This window comes from uncultured Tessaracoccus sp. (genome assembly GCF_947255005.1).
Classification (GTDB): domain Bacteria; phylum Actinomycetota; class Actinomycetes; order Propionibacteriales; family Propionibacteriaceae; genus Arachnia.
The window spans coordinates 1-16,484 of the sequence record NZ_CAMYFI010000023.1 but is presented as its reverse complement, the minus strand read 5'-3'; the positions used below and the strand labels follow the sequence as shown (position 1 = coordinate 16,484).

14 protein-coding genes and 1 pseudogene are annotated in these 16,484 nt (G+C 62.0%); 6 read left to right on the top strand and 9 right to left on the bottom strand.

What is annotated here, in order from left to right; translation table 11 throughout:
- Positions 1 to 45: 45 nt before the first annotated feature.
- Together Q0X61_RS06700 and Q0X61_RS06695 are read right to left on the bottom strand one after the other, a co-directional pair.
- Positions 46 to 564, bottom strand: a complete 519-nt coding sequence (locus Q0X61_RS06700) for a polysaccharide lyase beta-sandwich domain-containing protein (RefSeq protein WP_297741604.1) — start codon at positions 562 to 564, stop codon at positions 46 to 48.
- Positions 559 to 1,815, bottom strand: a pseudogene (locus Q0X61_RS06695) (polysaccharide lyase family 8 super-sandwich domain-containing protein); the annotation flags it as partial. The pseudogene Q0X61_RS06695 and the gene Q0X61_RS06700, both read right to left, overlap by 6 nt.
- A 334-nt stretch (positions 1,816 to 2,149) precedes the next feature.
- Here Q0X61_RS06695 and Q0X61_RS06690 point away from each other — a divergent pair.
- Positions 2,150 to 3,013 (top strand): DUF418 domain-containing protein, encoded by an 864-nt coding sequence (locus tag Q0X61_RS06690; protein ID WP_297741575.1) that lies wholly within the window; start codon positions 2,150 to 2,152, stop codon positions 3,011 to 3,013.
- A gap of 2 nt (positions 3,014 to 3,015) precedes the next feature.
- Complete coding sequence (locus Q0X61_RS06685; RefSeq protein WP_297741573.1) at positions 3,016 to 4,035, top strand: trypsin-like serine protease; 1,020 nt, start codon at positions 3,016 to 3,018, stop codon at positions 4,033 to 4,035.
- 19 nt (positions 4,036 to 4,054) lie between these two features.
- Here the strand turns inward: Q0X61_RS06685 and Q0X61_RS06680 are convergent, their stop codons facing one another.
- Positions 4,055 to 4,381 carry a hypothetical protein gene (locus Q0X61_RS06680; protein ID WP_297741572.1) on the bottom strand — a complete coding sequence of 109 codons (327 nt, stop codon included), beginning with the start codon at positions 4,379 to 4,381 and terminating at the stop codon, positions 4,055 to 4,057.
- A 203-nt stretch (positions 4,382 to 4,584) separates the two neighbouring features.
- Here Q0X61_RS06680 and Q0X61_RS06675 point away from each other — a divergent pair, with 203 nt between their 5' ends.
- Entirely contained in the window at positions 4,585 to 5,265 is a 681-nt protein-coding gene (locus Q0X61_RS06675; protein ID WP_297741570.1) for an IclR family transcriptional regulator, read from the top strand.
- 128 nt (positions 5,266 to 5,393) lie between these two features.
- Here the strand turns inward: Q0X61_RS06675 and Q0X61_RS06670 are convergent, their stop codons facing one another.
- The 6 genes from Q0X61_RS06670 to Q0X61_RS06645 form a co-directional block, all read right to left on the bottom strand.
- Entirely contained in the window at positions 5,394 to 6,308 is a 915-nt protein-coding gene (locus tag Q0X61_RS06670) for an ROK family protein (RefSeq protein ID WP_297741568.1), read from the bottom strand.
- Between the two features lie 26 nt (positions 6,309 to 6,334).
- On the bottom strand, positions 6,335 to 7,450 hold the full coding sequence (locus tag Q0X61_RS06665) for an ROK family protein (RefSeq protein ID WP_297741566.1): 1,116 nt from the start codon (positions 7,448 to 7,450) through the stop codon (positions 6,335 to 6,337).
- A gap of 181 nt (positions 7,451 to 7,631) precedes the next feature.
- Positions 7,632 to 9,179: a hypothetical protein gene (locus Q0X61_RS06660; RefSeq protein WP_297741564.1), complete on the bottom strand. Its 1,548-nt coding sequence runs from the start codon at positions 9,177 to 9,179 to the stop codon at positions 7,632 to 7,634.
- Positions 9,180 to 9,210: 31 nt separating this feature from the next.
- Entirely contained in the window at positions 9,211 to 10,143 is a 933-nt protein-coding gene (locus tag Q0X61_RS06655; RefSeq protein WP_297741562.1) for a carbohydrate ABC transporter permease, read from the bottom strand.
- Positions 10,144 to 10,145: 2 nt separating this feature from the next.
- On the bottom strand, positions 10,146 to 11,108 hold the full coding sequence (locus Q0X61_RS06650) for a carbohydrate ABC transporter permease (protein ID WP_297741560.1): 963 nt from the start codon (positions 11,106 to 11,108) through the stop codon (positions 10,146 to 10,148).
- Between the two features lie 70 nt (positions 11,109 to 11,178).
- The gene (locus tag Q0X61_RS06645; protein ID WP_297741558.1) at positions 11,179 to 12,495 is read right to left on the bottom strand and encodes a sugar ABC transporter substrate-binding protein; all 1,317 of its coding nucleotides are present in this window, start codon (positions 12,493 to 12,495) and stop codon (positions 11,179 to 11,181) included.
- Between the two features lie 195 nt (positions 12,496 to 12,690).
- On the opposite strand from Q0X61_RS06645, the gene Q0X61_RS06640 reads away from it, so the two are divergent.
- The 3 genes from Q0X61_RS06640 to Q0X61_RS06630 form a co-directional block, all read left to right on the top strand.
- Positions 12,691 to 14,307 (top strand): beta-N-acetylhexosaminidase, encoded by a 1,617-nt coding sequence (locus Q0X61_RS06640; protein WP_297741556.1) that lies wholly within the window; start codon positions 12,691 to 12,693, stop codon positions 14,305 to 14,307.
- 158 nt (positions 14,308 to 14,465) lie between these two features.
- Positions 14,466 to 15,050, top strand: coding sequence for a TetR/AcrR family transcriptional regulator (locus Q0X61_RS06635; RefSeq protein WP_297741554.1), 585 nt, complete (start codon positions 14,466 to 14,468; stop codon positions 15,048 to 15,050).
- On the top strand, positions 15,047 to 16,484 hold a 1,438-nt coding region (locus Q0X61_RS06630), incomplete at its 3' end, for an ABC transporter ATP-binding protein (RefSeq protein WP_297741552.1). The genes Q0X61_RS06635 and Q0X61_RS06630, both read left to right, overlap by 4 nt.

The window sequence follows — 16,484 nt, the reverse complement described above, 5'->3', positions numbered from 1 at the left end:
TACTCCTGCGCCATATCGATTACGAGGATGAACGATGGTGCACGTTTAGAGGCCGGTCGAAGGAAGTCCTGGCCCACGCGGAGCCTGCGGAGCGGGAGAAACTGACGAGGCAGACGGAGCCGACGGAGCTGACGGCCGCGATGGTGTAGGCGGGGCAGGCGAAACTTGCTCGTCCTGCTTCGAGCGCAGCGTCACGGTGAGCGCACGACCTTCGCGATCAGCGGTTGGAAACATGGCCCGTGTGCTCTCTCCACGCACCGCGATGTCGGCCTCCCCGTCAAGCAACCGCCATTCACCTGGCAGGCTGAGCGCCACAGATTCTGCGCCCTGTGTGGGTGCTGAGACCACGAGTGTGAGCTCATTCGACCGGCGCTGCGCGAAGACCACCGCTGGCTGCTCAAAGCGCCACCCTCCATACACCCCAGGAGTCCAAATAGCGAACGCCCGAGCCCCTTCAGCAACATCCACAATTTGCGCCGCAGCATCATTGCGGATCACCTTGGCGTCGCCCTGCTCGTCAGCGGCACTGCGAGCCTGCTCCTCCGTCGCCCCCGGCAATAGCATCCATGCTGCAGATGCACCGTCGCTGTGCTCGAGATGCATTGTCGCGTAGGTACGCTCGTGCAGGACGTCATAGCCGGGACGCTTCTGCACGTTGATGTGTGCCCATTTGCCCGAGCGCTTCTCTATCTTCACGCGGATGCGTGCGGGAGCAAGGAACACATAGCCCCCGGTATTACCGAGATGTGCCCATTTGGCGTTACGGAAGTCGGTCGTCTTGTCAACGACTTTGCCGTTCACTACGAGACGCGACGTATCGGCTCGCCGGATTTTGCGATGCTCGACGACGGTCATCGCCGGCTCAGAAGTGGTCTGCACATCGGAGACGAGCTCGATGAGCCCACGGGGCGTTCCGAGCCACATTCGACGAGCTGACAAACCGCTCGAATCTGGACCGACGAGGTGCATCGCTGCCACACTGTATTCGACACAGGTCAACCCTCCAGTTCACTCGTTGTCGGGGGTGTTCTCACCCCATTCCCCACCAACTTTGGGCTCAAGCGGAGTCTGATCGACGGTTGCCCCAGGCGGGGCTGCGTGGTCCATCGTCGGCCAGAAGGCATCCTCATATTGATCAAACTGCCCAGGAAGGTACAGGTAGCGCATGCCAGAGCCTGTGCGGGGCCCCAGTTCGTTCTCGCCGTTGCCGAATTCGTACCAGGCAATTCGGTTGCTACACATCGCAATAGCTGCCGTCCACGTGGGAGTTCGGTGAATCAGCCTGTCCATCGACGGATACATCGTCGGCGTTGTGAGGGCAGGAGCTGAGCTGGGCTCGTCGAGGGCAATCCGCATTAGGCTGAGTCGCACGATGTTCGAGGTGTCGAAGAAGTTGTCAAAGTCACTACGCTCGAGCCAACCCTTGCACACCGACTGCCAACGCTGCCCCAAATGTGCAGGTGCATACTTCGCCAGCATGAGCATGGCACCCAGAATTGCGCCTCCGTCCGTAGCGCCCGACTCAAAGTTACGGGAGACAGACCGGCCTCGTACCGCTGCGAGCACCTGCCCTTCCACCATCACAGGCACCATAGCCTCGTCAATGGCGCGATAGATACCCCCTCGATCGGCCTGTGCAATGTCAAGCTCGCTGCCGCTGAGCAAGGCAAACAGCGCCGACAATCCGGTGAGCAGCACCCCGCCGTAGGAGCCTGTGTACGGCACGTGAGTGTGCTGAATAAACGAACCGACGGAGGCATGTGGGACTACGCCATCGATCTCGTTGCAGACCCATACGAGCTTTCGCAGCTCCACGATGCCAGCGTCATACAGCCTTTGGCGGCACGGTTGCATGCTGAACTCGAAGCAGCTGGCGACGCGTGGGAAAGGCTTGGATGGCTCGCTGAGCGCGCCTCTCGAGAGTCCTGACACAGCGAAATTCCCGAGGCGTTCTATTCGCATGTGTGGTTCCTATGTCGCCACAGGAACCACACATCATCTCCTCAGGAACTACACAGAAACCCTCATTAGGTTCTTCTTGAACGAGTCCTGTGATACCGGGACCAGGAGCAAGAAAGAGAGACGCCGGGTGTCATCACCAACGCGCATTGTGGGGCTGGATATAGCCCGTTCCCTCGCCATTATTGGCATGATTGTCGTCCACATGGCCTCACTGGTGTGGAGTACGAAAGTGATCCTCTCCGGCCTACCCGCGGCGTTGTTTGCCGTCATAGCCGGAATCACTCTTATGATCATCGGGCGCGACTACACCGTGACGACGTTCATGAGGCTCATTGCCCGAGGCTGCATCATCACGCTCCTCGGTCTTGCACTGCTACCACTGGGTGGGCAGATCCAGGTGGTGCTGGTTGCCATGGGCATCACGATGATCATGGTCTCGTGGGTTCCAGCGTTGGGTGTGTGGTGGAAGCTGGCTCTGTTCGTCGCTGCGACAGCGGGCGCCACGATCCGGTACACCCCCTCCACACTGCCGGAGATCTACCCTCTGCTCGCGTGGGTGGCTTACTTCTTGGGTGGGATGTTGCTCTACGAAGTGTACATCCACCAGCGCAATAGGGCTCTTCGCTGGACGTGCACTGGAGCCAGTGCCGTCGTCGCCGCAGTGGGGCTGTATCTCCGGTTCAAGGCAGATATTCCCGCATGGCTGCGCTTCACTGGTCACACGGGAGTGCTCGGCGAAATTCTTCTCTCCGTCGCCGCATCCGCCGTCGTGTTGCACCTATGCCTGCTCGTTGGTGAGCATGCCGCGAAACTCGCCACTCCATTTGCCGCTATGGGGACGATGTCGCTCAGCGTTTATATCCTCCATGTGCTCACCGCCTACTACTGGCAACAACACGTTGCAATCCACAACACCGTGTGGGCCGTCGCGTTCGTGGGCTTCTTCCTCGTGGTGTGCAGCGTGTGGAAACAGTTCGTTGGCCAAGGCCCTGCGGAATGGGGCGTAGCCAAGCTCATCCGAATCGTCGTTCCCGCAGGAAAGAAGGCTTAATCATGAAGAAACTCGTACCTAGCGCACTCGCTTTGGCAGCCAGCGTCGCCATGATCGCATCGACGCCGGCCAGCGCCCTCGAGCACGGCAAGCCTGCGCCCAAGAACACCGAGAGCTCGGCAGTGGCTTCGCTGCGCATGGGGAAGATCGGACAGTTCGGCGACTGCACAGGAACGCTGGTGGCTGAGCAGTGGGTGCTCACCGCTCGGCACTGCCTCGAATCGGTGCGTAATGAGGGCACCCAAGCTCGTTTCGGCAAAGACCAGGTCTACGATGTCGACGCCTGGGCCATGTCCCCCACCGCTGACGCCGGGCTGCTCCACCTGACGAGGAAGGTGACCGGCATCACACCTGCAACCATCGCCGATACGGTGCCGGAGGTGGGCAAGCAGGGCACGTTCTACGGTTGGTCCAGTAGCTCCACCATGGCCAGAAAGAAGCAGCTCCCGATGACGAACATGAAAGTGCTCGAACAGCTCGGGGTGCCCGGTGGCGATCCCGGAGCGCAACCGCCTGCTGTGCCGAGCGGCGAAGACTCGAGCGACGGCGGCATGGCTGTGCCAGCGCCCGGCGGGCAGGCTCCTACCGACGGTGGCAGCATGGTCGCCCCTTCACCCGGCGGCGAGATAGCCCCCGGCGAAGCCGCGCCCGCCCCACAGATTTCTTCCCCCATCTTGCACGCTCGCTCGACGGACGGGGCAGGCATCCAAGGTGGCGACTCGGGCGGCTCATTCTTCGTAGACGGGAAACTTGCTGGTCTGGGCACCGCTGGAACCGCAGAAGGCGATGCCGACCTGCCTTCCCCGACCGTCGCGATCACGTCGCTGGCCGGGCTGAAGGGCTGGGTCGACGGTGTCACCAGCGGCCGCGACAAGCAAGCCGTGCTCACCAGCGAGAATACCCCGGACCCTGCGCCTATCCTGCAGACCAGCTCCGACCGCGTTGGCGCTTATCTGGCGATCTCGTTGACCGGACTCGTTGGCGTCGCTGCAGCCTCCCGGTTCAGGAAGCGAAAGGCCTGATGCATGAGCCCAGCACTGCTCAGCACCAGCGGTACACGCTCTGCGCAGCGGTTTCAGGAACCCACCGGCACCTGCCCGTGACAAACGCGAGCGGGCGCCGGGTTCTGTCGGGAAGGGTCACATCGGCACCACCATCGCGCCACGTCACTTCAACCCCGCCAGCCAGCTTCTCGACAGTCGGAGCAACAGCGCCCAGCCCGGTGGCCCACACGACGTGCAACTCGTTGCCCGACGGGCTCAGTAGCAGCCGCTCGAGCGACGATGGCCCGACTGCGGAGCCATCGTCGAGGTGTTGTCGAACCACGTGACGTGCATCTGTGGCGATGAGTTGCAACGCGGTAGACATACTCGTCGGGGCGTGCCAACCGCTCACCGCTATCGGCATCGCAACCACACCTTGACAACGCGCTATGTGGAGCTCGGCGCTCTCCAGCACCAGCATTGCGTGGTCAATGATGCATTCTCGCCCAAGCGCAGCCCAGCGAACGCGATCTGCGGCAGAGTCAAGGCGCGCAACTCCAGCTTCGCGTCCCAGATGCAGGCCGCCAAGTGGCGCAACGCTCTGATCTCTCCAACCCAGCGCCACGCGACTCCGGGCCCGTCTTCGTTGAGGCCATCGATCGCGCCCTCATACTGCTCAGCGCGCTCTCGGAGGCCGGGTCGTCGGGGCAATCGCTGGGCACGCTGTGCGAGATGACAGCAATTCGCAAGCCGACGGCCTACCGCGCCCTCGCGACAATGAAAGCACGCGGGTTCGTTGCGCAAACACCCACGGGCGAATATCGACTCGGCCGAGCCGCGATCACGCTCGGCGCAGAGAAAAGCGGTGAGCAATACCTCGTCGGCGCACTCAAAGGGGTACTCAGCGCGCTGTCGCGCCGCGCTGACGAACTCGTACACCTCGGCACCTGGCACGGCGATCACGTCGTCTACCTCGACAAGGTCGAGCCTGCGACGCGGGCGATCCGCGTCTGGTCAAGCGTCGGGCAACAAGTACCTATCGCATCGTCAGCGCTGGGGCGCGCGCTGTTGGGAGCTGCTCCGCGCACCGGCGCGTTCCTGATGGTGGGGGCTACTCCTTCGATGCGTGTGCTTCGCTTTCGCTGTTGCCCGGTCCTTGACATGAAGCCTCTTGGCCCGATGCCGTCGGCACCCGGCCACCGGCCCAGCCCGTCACCGCGAAGGTTGGCAACGCGTGGTGCCCGTGCCTCCTGTGGCGAGGCTCGGTAGGCGGCCGCGTACTTCTGTGCTGCTCAAATCTGGCTTGTAACGACAACCCTTATGTTCACGTTTACGATCGGCGCCGATGCTCATGCGCTTGTCTGTGGAAAGGTGAGGTGAGGGGCAGGCCTCAGTCCCTACTGAGACCCCATGTTCGGCTCCCTCGTGAGGAGAGCGGCGCCTACCGCTGCCGCAGGCAGTCCACTCGGGAGGAGCATTGTACGAGAGTCCAGCGCAAGTGATTGGATGAATGGTGACTGCGTTGACCACCGCTGAAATACTTCCAGCAGTGGTTGTCGGAGGCGATCCCCAAGGTTGCTCAGGCCGCCCCCGATCACCACCGACTCCACGTCTGCTGTAAGGATCAACATCCGCACGGCGCTCGCAACAGCTTCGACGAAGTTGGTTTTCACCACCAGGGCACGTTCGTCACCGGCATCCGCGCATTTGAAGAGGTCGAGAGCGGGGTACGGCTGCGTCGTGGGCCACAGGCGCCTCAGCGCCGAGCCTGATGCATAGGTCTCGTGGCAGCCGCGCTGGCCACACGCGCATAGGGGGCCGTCTGCCTTGAGGGGTACGTGGCCAACTTCTCCAGCACCACCGCGTGCGCCACGCCAGATAGTACCGTTGACCACGATTCCTGCCGCCATGCCCGTACCGAGGTTGAGATAGGCGGTGGATTGCCCAAGACCAAGTAGATGCGTGGCACCGAACGCCGCGGCATTCACGTCGTTGTCGATAACGACATCGACGTCAAACTCCGTGGCCATGATCGGCCCCAGTGCGAGATCCTCCACTCCGAGGTTGACTGCATGCCTCACGCGGCCATCGACGCGGTCAATAACGCCTGGAATACCAATGCCAATGCGGTGAACGTGAACTTCATCGCCTCGCAGGGCTTGGAGCAGCTCCTTCACGGTGATTTTGACACCATCTACGACGTTCGTGTTTCCCTTCGTCGTGGCGTTACGCGTGCGGTGAACAATAGACAGATCGTCGTCAACAGCCACCGCCTCGATACTGGTCCCTCCGATGTCAATACCGATATGCACCTATCATTTCCTTCGAGTACCGCGCATCAGGAGATGCCGAGTTCGTTGCTGAGCACCAACGCGGCAGCGCCTTGCAGAACCAGATCACCAGGGTTGGTGACCGAATCCACCTGGAGCTGCCCAGTGACCGCAGGCAACGTACGTCGCTCGACAGTAGAGCGCATTTCCTCAAGCAAAGCCTGTGCCATGAATTCTGCTGGGCCCGCGAGGGTGACTGCGCTGATGCCTAGCGCGGCGATGATGGGCGTGAGCGCTGCACCAAGCGAGCCCCCGGCTTTGCGCAACAAACGCTGCTGCTGTTGCGCATCGGCTGCGCTGAGTTGCTTACCCAAGTTCGAGACACTCAGCAGCGTTTCCAAGCATCCACGACGGCCACAGCTGCACAGTGCTCCTTCCTCATCCATCACGACGTGTCCAATCTCACCCGCAGTGAACGCGTCGCCCTGTACGAGGGCTCCGTCGATAATCAGCCCAGCCCCCACTCCCTTACCGATGAGCACGAGCATCATGTTCTTGCCGCCGCCCTCATGGAACGTATGAATGGCCAGCGTGGCTGCGTTGGCGTCATTGGCGACGTGCGTGGGCACACCGAGCGCATGAGAGAAGGGGTCGGCAAGAGCTTGATTCACCCACCCCAGGTTCGGAGCCTCAAGAATGACTCCATTGCGGTTGACCACGCCCGGAGATCCGATCCCAACGCCGAGCACAGGAACCTTGGACGCTTGCTTCAGGTCCTTCGCTACGCCAAGCGCGACGTTGGCCGCATCCTCACCCATCTGGCCGCGGAGCGGTGCCTCGCGACGCTCGAGGATTTCACCCCGAAGGTTCAGTAGTGCCCCGGTCACTCGGTGATCATCCGAGAGGTTGAGTGAGATGACGTGCCGAGCATTGTCGTCGAGTGCGATCAGGGTGGGAGGTTTTCCTACCTTTGACCGAGCACGGGTACCGAGATCGAGCAGCAGGCCCTCGGAATCCAGCTCGGCGACGAGGTCCGACACGGACATCCTCGTCAGACCAGATGCCCGAGAGAGGTCTGCCCTGCTCATCTCGCCGTCGTGGAATAGGTGCTGCAGCAGTAACGCGCGATTGTTCTGCCTACTGTCCGTCGGCGACGCTTTCTCAGTGACGCGAAGCTGGTTCATGCACTCTCCACATAGTTCTCTTGGGCGAACTGACACTCGCGGTACTCGAGGCTGTGAGGAATCAGTTGACTACAATTCATGGTTCATTCATGCGGGCAGCACACGCCCTGCGGTTGCCACCCAGCACCATCTGATGCGGTGCTGCGTGGCAGCTGCTTGCCCGGGGGGGGGCAAAGGAATGTCACACTCCGCTGGCCGGAAGACCAGGGGCGGGCAAACCGCCCCTGGCTTGCCGCTCAGGCCCCTTCGTGCCCGGGTCGAGCGTCTTGCCGGCCGGGTTCGACGCCGTGCCTGTTGTTCCGGAGTGACCCTCCTGCGGTATTGCCAAATCCGAACCGCCCTCTTCGGACGTTCCAGGACCTTGCTGCGAGCCGCCGCCGTTGCACGTGCCCGGCTCCGAAGGAGCAGCGTCAGCCGGCTGGTGCTGCGTCAGCTGGAAGGGGTTGTATCCCGTGAGCGCTAGGAGGTACCACGCGGTGGCTCCCGTGTGAAGGCTTGCGTAGTAGAGATCCCCAAACCCCGTATCGAGCCCGTCGCTGGACGCCGCAACGATGCCCTTCCCATCGCCATTCGGGGCTTCACGCTGAGCTCGTTCTATGCTGCGAAGGATTGATTCCGTGTACTCAGGGTTGTGGTCGGCGTGGCGAAGCGCCAGCGCCAACTGCCCTGATCCTTCGAACCAGACCTTGGAGACATCAGCATTGCTGAACGCCGCGCCCTCATAGACGCCGTCTTGAGCGTGCAGGTTATCTACCGTCCAAAGCAGTGCCGGCAAGTAACTGTCATCGAGTGCGGTGAGGTAGCTCCAGCTCTGCGGATCTTCAGGCACAGGGTAGTAGTTGGTGGAGACGCCGTCGGGGTTCGTCCCCGTCCACAGATGTCCGTGTTCAGAGATCATTGCCTTCATGAAGCCAGAAGCAGTGGTAGCCCGCTCTTCCCACTTGGCGTCGCCGGTGATTTCGGCGAGTTGCCCGTAAAATGCGGCGATATCGATGTTGTGTTCCGTGGCCTTGAAGGTGAACGATACGGCGTCAGCATTCTGCCCGCCCGTGTAGCCATAGGGCGCGCGTTCACGGTCGGCTGTGTTCTTCTCGATCCATTCTGCCGAGCGGAGCGCCGCATCCAAGTACTTCTGCTCGCCAGTGGCCTTGTACAGATGCGTCAGCGCCATGCCCACCCAGGCTTGATTACCGGTGAACGACGCAGATGATCCGATCTCAACGACGCCAGCCTGGAGGCTATCGGGTTGATACGAAGACCTCGTGCGTCCGTCTGCGTACGGGTCTTCGTTTTGAACGTGGACAAGCGCGTCACCAAGGGCTGAAGCTCGCTCAATGTCTTCAGGAAGGCCCCGGGCGAGGTACGCCATGATGATGAGCGCATCATCGTACAAGAACGACGACACAAACCCGCCGGGAAGAGAGTCGAAGAAGCCGCCCTGGTAGCTGCGGGCAAGACGCATCTTCGACCCCGTGCCGTACGTGTCTACACGTTCGTCGAGGAACTCATACGCAAGTTCGGCTGACCGTTTGAAGTCGACTGTGTCGTCAGAGCCCGTGTACCACCCGCTGGTTGCAGGCGTTGGTTCACATGTCCCTGCTTGAGCGGTGGTGATGCTGCCGCACACCGCCAATGCGGCTGCAACGGAAGCTGCTACGAGTCCTCGCAGCCGCGAACGACGTCGTGGTTGACCATGTTCGCGCGTGGGTGCGCCAAGCGAATTATCCATTCTTATGCTCTCTTCTTCGAGGATGTACTATCTAACCCTTGACTGCTCCGGCGGACATGCCGGAAACAAGGTTGCGCTGAATAATCATGAAAAACACGACGACCGGCAAGGAGAAGAGGGTTGCTCCCGCCATCTGTCCGCCGTAGTCTGTGCCGATCTGTCCACCGGACGCCGTCGTGAACGATGCGAGCCACACGGGCAACGTGTATTGAGACTGATCCTTCATGAAGGTGTAGGCGACGATGTAGTCATTCCAGGCTGCGATGAAGGCAAACACGCTGCTTGCGATGATGCCTGGCATCACCAGTGGGAACAGGATTCGGGTAAGCACCTTCCAGGTGGATGCTCCGTCGACGCGCGCTGCTTCATCGAGTTCAATGGGGATCGCAAGGAAAAACCCTCGCATAACCCAAATCGAGAATGGGAGCACGCCGGCTACGTAGGCGAAAATCAAACCCCAGTACGTTCCCAACAGGTTGAGTTCGTTGAAGATCAGGAACTGCGGAATGAGCAGCGCAGCTCCTGGCAACATCTGCACAACGAGTAGCAGAATTAGCACGGAACGGCGTCCGCGAAACCGGAACCGGGAGAGCGCGGCTGCAGCAAATAGCCCCAAGACGATGGAGAACGCTACTGCCCCCGCGACGACGATGACAGAGTTCCGTAGGTTCTGGAGGAATCCTGCCTGCGTCACAGCCCGAACGAAATTCTCGAGCGTGGGTTCGCTGGGGAGGAAGCGCGGCGTCGACGAGAGCATCTCGGACTGTGGTTTAAACGCCGTATTGATCATCCAATACACCGGGAAGACCCAGACGATGCAGAAAATGATGGCGATGAGCGTGCTGATCCAAGGAAACTTACGAAGGCGCCTCATTCTCAGCTGCCGCTTTTGCGTGGCGCTCAGGGTTGCAGACTGCGGAGGAAGTGCGCCGTCGCGTGGTGCGTCTTGTGTCGTCGTAGTCACGGTCAGAGGTCCTCTCCAGAACGAATGAGGTCGCGGATGTACAAGGCGCTGAGTACCAGCAGAATCAGTGTGGAAGCGACAGCGATAGCCGAGCCAGCTCCCAGCTGCACGTTTCCAGAGAACGCGGTGATGTAGGTGAACACGCCCAGGGTGCTCGTCGCACCGTCGGGACCGCCGGCAGACACCAGCCAGATCTGGTTGAACACGTTGAAGTCCCAGATGATGGAAAGCATGGTCACCAGCATGAATGTCGGCTTCATGGCTGGAAGCACCACCATGCGGTAGACAGCAAATTCACTCGCACCGTCGAGGCGTGCTGCCTCTTTTCGGTCAATCGGCACTTGCGTCTCAGCGGCGTAGAGCGTCAACGCGATAAAGGGCACCGCCTGCCACACCACCAGCAGCCAAATGCACACCCAAGCCAGCACCGGATCAGCCGCCCAGTTCTTGCTGGTGAGATCACCAAACAGCCCGGTCTGGGTGAGGAGCCAGTTCACCACACCGTATTGCGGCTGAAACAGCCACTTCCAGATCAACGATGACGCCACGTTGGGCATCGCCCAGGCGAGAATCAACGAGACGGTAACGACGTATCGCATCACCGACGTGAGTCGGGTCATCAGATGCGACATGAACGCACCGATCAAAACGCTGCCTATCACGAGGCTCGCGGTAAAGATCACCGTGCGCAGAAGCGAAAGCCAGAAGGCGCCCTCGCTCAGCAGCTTGGCGTATTGCTCGAATCCGACGTTGTTGTAGGTGCCGGTAAAAAGACTGCGTTGGTTGTAGTCGGTGGTGGACAGGACCACCAGGAACACGATGGGCGCGAGCGTGACGAAAGTGAGCACGAGCCCTGCGGGCGAGAGCAGCAGCAGAGGTGGCAGCCACGGCCGCTCATGCGGGGAGCCTGATTTGCGCCGCCGAGTCACCTTCGACGTCGGTGTGGTTTTGGACAAAGCGGCCATGAAGCTCGCCTTTCGAGTCGGATTGAGGGTGGGCGCCGACTACCGATGCTGTCGGCGCCCACCAGCGTGATCACTGTTCGTTGAGTGTCTTGTCCGCGGCGGCGTCGAACGCTTCGGCTGCGCCCTTGACGTCCTTCGAACCAGAGGCGATGGCCTGGAACATGGTCTCGAGCTCCTTATTGCTCTCGATGGTGGTCCAGTTCGGGTTCGGAGGGGTGGCCTTCGAGTTGAGCGCCGCAGTGAAGAATCCGCGCTTGACGTCGCTCAGCGTCGAGTCGGCCTTCTCGACTCCCTCCTTGCTGTTCGGAATCCAGCCGTCTACCCCGTAGACGAAGTCCGACTGCACTTCGGGGCTGGCTGCGATCTTGACCCACTGGAGGGCCAGCCCAGCATTCTTCGACTTGGCAGGGATGGCCCAGTTCGAGCCACCGAGCATCACCGGCTGACTCTTACCCGACTTGCCAGGCATCGGGAAGGTGCCGAGATCCTCTTCCTTGAGATTGGGGTTCAGTCTGAGGATGCCCTGCGAGTTGGTGTTGAGGATCGCGGAAGTCTTGCCGTCTGCGAAGATCTGGTTGTGGTCAGGCTCCAGCGTGTTCAGGGTCTGAGAAGCAGGGGACGAGTAGGCGTTCTGGAAGGCCTTGAAGTCTTCGAGACCCTTCAATGCCGCCTCGCTGCTGAAGCCCGACTTCCATGCGTCACCTTCCTGGGTTGCAATCTCACCGCCGGCATCCCACACGAACTGCAGGCCAGCAAACCAGTACTGACCGGGCAGGTAGAACGCGGAGAAGTCTGGAGTGGACTTGTTGGCTTCCTTCACCTTGTCCAGTGCCGCAGTGAGCTCTTCGTACGTGGTAGGCACCTCGGTGACCCCGGCGTCCTTCCACATCTTCTTGTTGTAAATCACCGCACGTGCACCGGCGAAGCCGGGAACCGCGTAGAGCTTGCCGTCGATGGTGGCCGGATCGACGAGACCGTCCAGCCACGTCTGGCCCTGCGCGAGATCGTCCTTGCTCTCCGTCAGATCGAGGAGTCCGCCGTTGGCCGCGTAGGAAGCGACCTGCGTGTTACCGATGTCGAGCACATCAGGCGGGGTGTCGGTGGCAAGCGACGTCGAGATCTTGGTGTTGATGCCGTCCCAGGTCTGCACCTGGAGGTCGACCTTGGCCTTGGTTTGTTCGGTGAAGCGCTTGTTGATCTCACCGAGGGTTTCGTCGGTGTAGTCGCCCTCCATTACCCACACGGTGATGGATTTGCCTTCGCCATTGGTGTCGGCATTGGTGTCGGCCGACGGCTTACCTTCGGCCCCTCCCCCACCCGAGCATGCGGTGAACAGGAGGGTGGCAGCCAGCCCGACCGCGCCGAGAGCAGTTTTCTTGATAGCCACGTTTCTCTCCTTCGTTGAGAAGACGTTCTTGCGGATATGAGTTTCGCGGGATGCGAAGCCCGAGGCGAAGCGTCACACCGATGTTGGCGTCGTTGCCTAGGACAATTATTAGTAAATGAGTCTTGCAAACAAATGTCAAGTAGGGTCTACTGGTAGTTACCCAACTGTTACCTCGCGCACTTCCCAGGAGGGCTCATGACATCCGTCGTTCCTCGTGTACGCCACCTCGAGAAGGGAACCGGCGAATTCACTTTGTCCGCCTCCACACGCATTGCTACGGACGATGCACTCTCCTCTGCGTCACGCCTGCTGCAGGCGAATCTGATGCGGGCCACGCAACTCCCGGTTGGGTTTGGTGATGACGGGCAGATCCGGCTGCGCGTCGACGAATCTCTCCCGCGTGAGGGCTACCGCGTCGAAGTAACCCCTGATCGGGTACACATCGCGGCAGCAACCGAGGTTGGGGCCACATGGGCCGTCCAGACGCTACTGCAGCTTCTCCCCCCTGAGATCTACCGCTCGGCACCGCTGCGGAACACCCATTGGGTCATCCCCGCCGTCACGATCGAAGACGAACCAAAGTACCCGTGGCGGGGCGCGCTACTCGACGTCGTTCGTCATTTCCTTCCCGTCAGGGAGGTGCTGCGATTCATCGACCTCTTGGCCATGCATCGCCTCAACGTGTTGCACCTTCACCTTACGGACGATCAGGGATGGCGGATCGAGATTCTCCGCTACCCACGCCTCACCGAGGTGGGCAGTTGGCGACGAGAGTCTCAGGTTGGGGCGGGGGAACACGCGAGCCACGACGGTCGCCCGCATGGCGGCTTCTACACACAAGACGACATCCGTGAGATCGTCGCCTACGCCTCAGCGCGGGGCATCACCGTCGTTCCGGAAATCGAACTCCCAGGCCACGCCCAAGCGGCGATCGCCGCCTATCCCGAACTCGGCGTGGTCGATGAACCACTCGAGCCGTGGACCAATTGGGGCATCAACGTCAACGTCTTCAACGTGGAGGAACGCACCATCGAGTTCCTCTGCAACGTGTTCGACGAAGTGGTGGAATTGTTCCCGTCTGAGTACATCCACGTCGGCGGCGACGAGTGCCCCAAACAGCAGTGGGAAGCCGACCCTCGCACCCAGGAACGCATGCAGGAGCTCGGCGTTTCCGACGAGCACGCGCTGCAGAGCTGGTTTATTTCCCGCATCGGTGAGCACCTCGCCTCGCATGACCGGAAGCTGCTCGGCTGGGACGAAATCCTGGAGGGAGGGCTCGCTAAGGATGCGACGGTGCTCTCGTGGCGCGGGTGGGCTGGCGCTATCGCTGCTGCCCGCGCGGGCAACGACGTCATCGCCTGCCCCGAGGACACCGTGTACCTCGACTACCGCCAGTCAGACGATCCCCGCGAGCCGATCCCTGTGGCGACCGTCACCACCGTCGCTGATGTGTACGGGTTCAGCCCCGTGCCGCCCGGCATCAGCGACGAAGAAGCGCGCCATGTGCTCGGGGGACAGGGCAACATGTGGACCGAGCACACGGACTCCCCGCGCAGCATCGACTACCAGGTATTCCCCCGCTTGTGCGCGTTGGCGGAAGCACTGTGGGCCCCGGATCTCAGGGACCTCGACGATTTCGAAGCACGCCTTACCCACCATCTGGAGCGTTTGGACGCGCTGGGCGTCGAATACCGTCGCAGCGACGGACCACGCCCCTGGCAGCTGCGGCCAGGCATTCCTGGACGCCCGGAAGACAAGGAAACCGCCGCAGCAAACGTGCAGGCGCTCACTGCGAACATCGCTGTCGAGTAAGCCAGTCAGAGTCTGAAGTTCCGGCACCCCCACTTTGGGGTGACCGGCGATTCAACGTCCTCGGTGCACCCAAGGGCTCAGGCCCGCCACGCCGCCTGCTGCTGCAGGGATAGGCCCACATTTGGCATGTGAGTGAGCGCTCACTATGATGCTGGGTTGTGACACGAGCCCCCAGGATGACCCGCGACGAGCGTCGCGCGAGCATCGTCGAAGCAACTGCCCCGCTGTTGGAGCTGTACGGCCAGCAGCTTACGACGAAGCAGATCGCCGAGGCAGCTGGCGTCGCTGAAGGAACCATCTTCCGTGCCTTCGATTCGCTGCAAGAGGTTATCGAGGCGACGGTGACCGCGTCGCTCTCCCCCGAACACCTCGACGCCATCGTCGCCGCCACGACGTTTCCCGGCACGCTCGTCGGGGATGTCGAAGGCGCGTTCGAGGCCGCCAGCCGTTACTTCGACGTGGTGCGCTCGGCCTTCCTCATCGGACACAACAACCCTAGCCACGACGCGAACGCGCGCTGCGCCCGTGATCTCCTCCAGGAGCGCGACGCCCAGCTCACGGCACTGTTAACGGAACGCTTGGCAACCCACGCCGACGAACTCACCGTCGCGCCGTCCGAGTGCGCCCAACTTGTGTTGGCCCTGGCGCTCGGCGAGCGCCGACGCCACGCCGCCGGCACCAGCCCCCTCAGCCGCGAGGTGCTCGTCGGCACCATCGTGCACGGAGTGAGGAAACCCGCATGATCAAACACCTCGGACGTCTCATCAACGTCTACATCCGCCCGTACTGGGGGCTGCTGGCGCTCGTCGTCGGGCTCCAGGTGATCGCCACCGCCATGAACCTCTACCTGCCGACGCTGAACGCGCGCATCATCGACGAGGGCGTCATCGTAGGCGATACCGACTACATCTGGCGCACGGGCGGTGTGATGCTGGCGCTTTCGGCCATCCAAGCCGCCGCGCAGATCGGCGCCACCTGGGCCGCGTCGCGCACGTCGATGGGCTTCGGGCGCGACGTGCGGGCTGCCGTGTTCGGCCGCGCGCTCAGCTTCTCCACGAAGGAGCTCGACAAGTTCGGCGCCCCCAGCCTCATCACCCGCTCCACCAACGACGTGCAGCAGGTGCAGATGCTCGTGCACATGACCTGCGTGATGCTCATCGGCGCCCCCATCATGATGGCGGGCGGCGTCATCATGGCCGTGCGCGAAGACTTCGGGCTGACCTGGATCATCCTGGTGGCGGTCGTCATATTGGGCTCGGGCATCGTCGTACTCATCACGTTCATGGGCCCGCTGTTCAAACGCATGCAAGAGCGCATTGACAACCTCAACCGAATCCTGCGCGAACAAATCACCGGCGTGCGCGTGGTGCGGGCCTTCGTGCGCGAGGAGCACGAGTCTCGACGCTTCGACGGCGCCAACGACGACCTCACCACCACGACGCTGCACGTCGGGCGCCTGATGGTGTTCATGTTCCCGTTCGTGGGCGTGGTGATGAACCTCTCGACGGTGGGTGTGATGTGGTTTGGTGCGCACCGCATCAGCTCTGGGGACCTCCAGATCGGTCAGCTCACCGCGTTCATCTCCTACCTGATGCAGATCCTCATCTCTGTGATGATGACGACCATGCTGCTGGTGCTCGCGCCCCGCGCCGCGGTGTGCGCCGACCGCATCATGGAGGTGCTGCGCACCGATTCGTCCGTCGAGGAGCCGGAGCACCCCGTTCAGGCGCCCGCTGAGCGCGGCGTCGTGCACTTCGACGACGTCAGCTTCGCCTACCCCGGCGCCGACGCGCCCGTGCTGAAGCACCTCACCTTCACCGCCGAGCCCGGCCAGACCACCGCCATCATCGGCTCCACCGGGGCCGGCAAATCCACCCTCGTGAACCTCATTCCCCGCCTGTTCGACGTGACCGGCGGGCGGGTGCTCGTCGACGGCGTGGACGTGCGCGACTACCACGACGAAGACCTCTGGGCGCGCATCGGGCTGGTGCCGCAGCGGCCGTACCTGTTCAGCGGCACGGTGGCCAGCAACCTGCGCTACGGTGAGCCGGACGCGTCGGAGGACGACATGTGGCGGGCGCTGGAGATCGCGCAAGCGAGGGGATTCGTCGAGGCCAAGGACGGCGGGCTCGAATCGGAGATCGCGCAGGGCGGCACCAACGTTTCCGGCGGGCAGC